The 4,504-nt window shown below is 40.3% G+C and carries 4 protein-coding genes; all 4 read left to right on the top strand.

The genetic code is table 11. The annotated features are described in order from the left end of the window. A partial coding sequence (aroB, locus tag Q0296_RS00105; RefSeq protein ID WP_298035570.1) for a 3-dehydroquinate synthase occupies window positions 1-857 on the top strand: 857 nt, incomplete at its 5' end. Then, the gene (locus Q0296_RS00110) at window positions 854-2,443 is read left to right on the top strand and encodes a mechanosensitive ion channel domain-containing protein (RefSeq protein ID WP_298035571.1); all 1,590 of its coding nucleotides are present in this window, start codon (window positions 854-856) and stop codon (window positions 2,441-2,443) included. The genes aroB and Q0296_RS00110, both read left to right, overlap by 4 nt. Then, a complete protein-coding gene (gene mtaB, locus Q0296_RS00115; protein WP_298035572.1) occupies window positions 2,443-3,681 on the top strand; it encodes a tRNA (N(6)-L-threonylcarbamoyladenosine(37)-C(2))-methylthiotransferase MtaB in 1,239 nt (412 codons plus the stop codon). The genes Q0296_RS00110 and mtaB overlap by 1 nt, the downstream gene beginning before the upstream one ends. Further along, window positions 3,644-4,504 (top strand): ATP-dependent metallopeptidase FtsH/Yme1/Tma family protein (locus Q0296_RS00120; RefSeq protein ID WP_298035573.1); only part of this gene is annotated, 861 nt, incomplete at its 3' end. The genes mtaB and Q0296_RS00120, both read left to right, overlap by 38 nt.

The following is a 4,504-nucleotide window of genomic DNA, read 5'->3' on the forward strand; positions in this document are numbered from 1 at the left end:
CTGACGGCGAAGAGTATAAAAACCTTGAGACGATAGAGCAAATTTTAGAGCAGCTTTTTGTTAGTAAATTTGACCGCTCATCTACGCTCATAGCCCTTGGCGGTGGCGTCATAAGCGATATGACCGGCTTTGTGGCAAGCATTTATGAAAGAGGGATAAACTTCATCAATATCCCAACCACGCTTTTAGCACAAGTCGATGCCAGTGTGGGCGGAAAAACGGGCGTAAATAACAAATTTGGTAAAAATTTAATCGGATCATTTTATCAGCCAAAGGCAGTTTTTTGCGAGATAAATTTCTTAAAAACATTGCAAAAGAGAGAATTTGCAGCTGGCGTGGCTGAGGCTTTAAAGATGGCGATAACTTTTGATAAAGAGATGTTTGACTGGCTAAAGAGCGTAAATTTAGACGATGAAAATTTAGCTAAGCTGGTTGAAAAATCAATAAATTTAAAGGCTAGAGTGGTTGAGCAAGATGAAAAAGAAAAGGGGCTAAGAGCCATCCTAAACTATGGTCACACCTTCGCTCATGTCATCGAAAATGAGACAAATTACAAAGAATTTTTACACGGCGAAGCGGTGGCGATAGGTATAAATATGGCAAATCGCCTAAGCGTTAGACTAGGTCTCATGAGTGAGGCGCAGGCAGAGGAGATCAAGCAGGTTTTAGAGAAATTTGATCTGCCTGTAAGCTATAAAATAGAAAATGAATATGCATTTTACGAGGCGTTTTTTATGGATAAAAAGACAAAAGGTGATAAGATAAATTTCATCATCGCAGATAAAATCGGCAGTGCGTTCATCAAAAATGACGTCAAAAAAGAGGACGTTTTAGAAACTTTGAGAGAATTTAAATGAAAAAGATCTTAGTTTTTTTAGTTTTTTGCTTTGCGCTTTATGCTGAAGAAAATGCCACACTTGAGCAAAATGTCTCACAAAATTTACAAAATAGCGAGCTTATAAAAGAAATTTCAAACCTAGATAACTCCCTAAAAAACAACATCTGGATCACAAGATACGCCAACTACAACACCTATCAAAAGCTTCTTGATGAGCTAGAGCAAAATGAAAATGAGCTTAAAAAGCTTGATAAAGGCTCAAAAAGAGGTGGCGATCTCATAAAGAGAAGTCAAACTCTAAAAGAGCAGATAAATTTGCTAAAAGAGTATGAGAAAACGCCATTTTCAAATATGCTTGCAGCCCCAGAAATGGAGACACCACCTAGGATAAATAGCCCAGTGGCGCTGGTATCTGGCTTTTCATACATCAAAAAGATAAGAAGCGACAAGATCGAGTACCAAAGGCACATCAAAGAGCTTGACACCTTGCTTGAGAAGCTTGAAGCAAAAGAAAATTTGCTAAATAGACTAAATTTGATAGATGATAGCGAGCAAAATAGAGCAAGTCTAAACCTTGCAAAGCAAGAGATAGGCGACTTCAAAGCGGCAAAACAGATCGCTGATACCACTTATAGCGTCTATGAAAAAAGGGCAGATGAAGCGGTAAATATGACGACATCTGACATAAAGGCTCAGTTTTTAAGCATGGGCTACACAGCCGTCGTCATCCTTTTAACGATCGGACTAACATTTATCGCTAAATTTATCGTTAAAAGAACGATCACGGATAACGAGAGATTTTACACGGTCAATAAATTTTTAAACGTGCTAAACATCACCGTTATCATCATAATACTACTTTTTTCATACATCGAAAATGTCACATATCTAGTCACCGTGCTAGGTTTTGCCTCAGCTGGTATCGCCATCGCGATGAAAGATATGTTTATGAGCATGCTTGGCTGGATGGTTATCATGTTTGGTGGCACGATCCACGTGGGAGACCGTGTCAGGGTCTATCACGACGGTAGTGAATTTGTGGGCGATGTGATAGACATTTCACTACTTCGTCTAACCGTTTTTGAAGATGTTAGCTACTCAACTTATAAGACAAACCGCCGTGCAGGTAGGATCATCTTTGTGCCAAATAACTACATCTTTACAGACCTCATCGCAAACTACTCGCACTACGGCATGAAGACAGTTTGGGACGGCATAGATGTCGTGATAAGCTTTGATAGCAATCACAAAAAGGCCGCCTATCTAGCAAAAAATATCGTTAAAAAATATTCAAAAGGCTATACAGACATTGCAAAACGTCAGATGAATAAGCTAAGAAGCCAGTACAGCATCAAAAATCCAAATGTAGAGCCAAGAATTTATACATTTTTTGAGCCTTATGGCATCAATATCTCATGCTGGTATATGTCTAATTCATACGCCACGCTCGCTCTAAGAAGCACGATAAGCGCTGAGATCATAGAGGCATTTTTGGCTCACGATGATATAAAGATAGCTTACCCAACACAAACTATGTTTATAGGTAAAAAAGAAACGCCAAGCGATCACGTAGCTCACGCTGAGCAAGAGGGCGAAAATATCTAATGCAAAAGATATTTTTTAAGACATTTGGATGCCGCACAAACATCTATGACACCGAGCTTTTAAAGAGCTACATCAAAGACTACGAGATCACAAACGACGAAGAGGTCGCTGATATCGTAGTCATAAACTCATGCACCGTGACAAACTCGGCTGATAGTGGCGTTAGAAACTATATAAACGGCGTAAAAAGACGCGGGGCAAAGGTTATACTAACAGGATGTGGGGCGGTTAGTAAGGGCAAGGAGCTGTTTGCAAGCGGCATTTTTGGCGTGCTTGGAGCTAGCAAAAAGAGCGATCTAAATGAGCTTTTAAAACAAGAAAAGCCCTTTTTTGAGCTTGGAAATTTAAACTCAGTCGATAAAAACATCGTAACAAACTACGAAAATCACACCAAAGCCTTTATCAAAATCCAAGAGGGTTGCGACTTTGCGTGTAGCTACTGCATCATCCCGGCCGTTCGCGGCAAGGCGCGCAGTATGGACGAGGAGGCGATTTTAAAAGAGGCTAAAATTTTAGCCTACAACGGCTACAACGAGCTAGTGCTAACGGGCACAAACATAGGCAGCTACGGCAAGGATACAAATAGCTCTCTTGGCAAATTGCTAGCAAATTTAGGCAAAATTTCAGGCATCAGACGCATAAGACTTGGCAGTATCGAGCCAAGCCAGATAGATGAGAGCTTTAGAGAAATTTTAAAAGAGGAGTGGTTGGAGCGTCATCTTCACATCGCACTTCAGCATACGAGCCAGGCGATGTTAAAGATCATGCGCAGGCGAAACAACGCGTTTAGTGACTTAGAGCTTTTTAATGAACTAAGCTCACTTGGCTTTGCTTTGGGGACTGACTATATCGTGGGTCATCCAGGTGAGAGTGAAGAAATTTGGGCAGAGGCGGTGGAAAATTTCAAGAAATTTCCTATCACGCATTTGCACGCTTTTGTCTATTCGCCTAGGCGTGATACGCACTCAGCGACGCTAAAAAGCGATGTTAGCGGCGACGTGGCAAAGAGTAGACTCAAAATTTTACAAGGCATTGCTTTGCAAAATAATGAAAATTTTAGAAAAAAACATAACGGGACTTTAAAAATTTTAGTCGAGCAAAAAAACGGCGACTTTTACGAGGGCTTTGATCAGTTTTACAACAAAGCTAAAATTTCTAGTCAAAATGACATAACAAAAGAGTGGTTGGAGGTAAGCGAATATGAAATTAAGCCAGATGCCAATTATGCAAAAATTTAAATTTAACAAGAAAAATATCCTAATATTTGCCGCTGTGGCTCTGATAATAGCGCTACTTTTTGCTGTGAGCAAAGAGCCACGAAACATCACCTACTCGCAATATATGCAACTAATGGATGGAAATTTCATCGATAAAGCGGTCATCGACGAAGATGAGGTCATACTCTATGCGCAAAATAACCGCTTTGCCATCATAAAAGAGGGCATAGACATAAAAGAGCTCATCAAAAAGGTCCCAGTCGAGCGAAGCGTGCAGTATATCACTCCTGGCATGGTTTGGGGAAGCATCATCTTTGTTTGCCTTGTGCTTTGGTACTCCTATATTTTTAGGGCTATTAAAAAAAAAGAGGAGAGCCTTTTAAACAAAAAAGATGGCGCTTTTGAGATAGAAAGCGTGCTAAATCAAAATGCGATGCCAGTCATCTCAAACGTGAGATTTAGCGATGTGGCAGGCATTAGCGAGGTCAAAAGCGAGCTTAGTGAGATAGTTGATTTTCTTAAAAATCCGCAAAAATATAGAAATTTTGGTATCAAAATGCCAAAAGGCGTGCTAATGATAGGCCCTCCAGGCGTTGGTAAGACACTTGTAGCAAAGGCAGTTGCAGGTGAAGCGGGAGTACCGTTTTATTCAATAAGCGGTTCAGGATTTGTTGAGATGTATGTAGGGGTTGGAGCTGCAAGAGTAAGAGAACTATTTGACCAAGCTAAAAAAACAGCGCCATGTATAGTGTTTATTGACGAAATAGATGCTGTCGGGAGAAAAAGAGGAGCAGGACTTGGTGGTGGACATGATGAAAGAGAGCAGACTCTTAACCAATTACTT

The sequence above is a fragment of the uncultured Campylobacter sp. genome (assembly GCF_937890585.1).
Classification (GTDB): Bacteria; Campylobacterota; Campylobacteria; order Campylobacterales; family Campylobacteraceae; genus Campylobacter_A.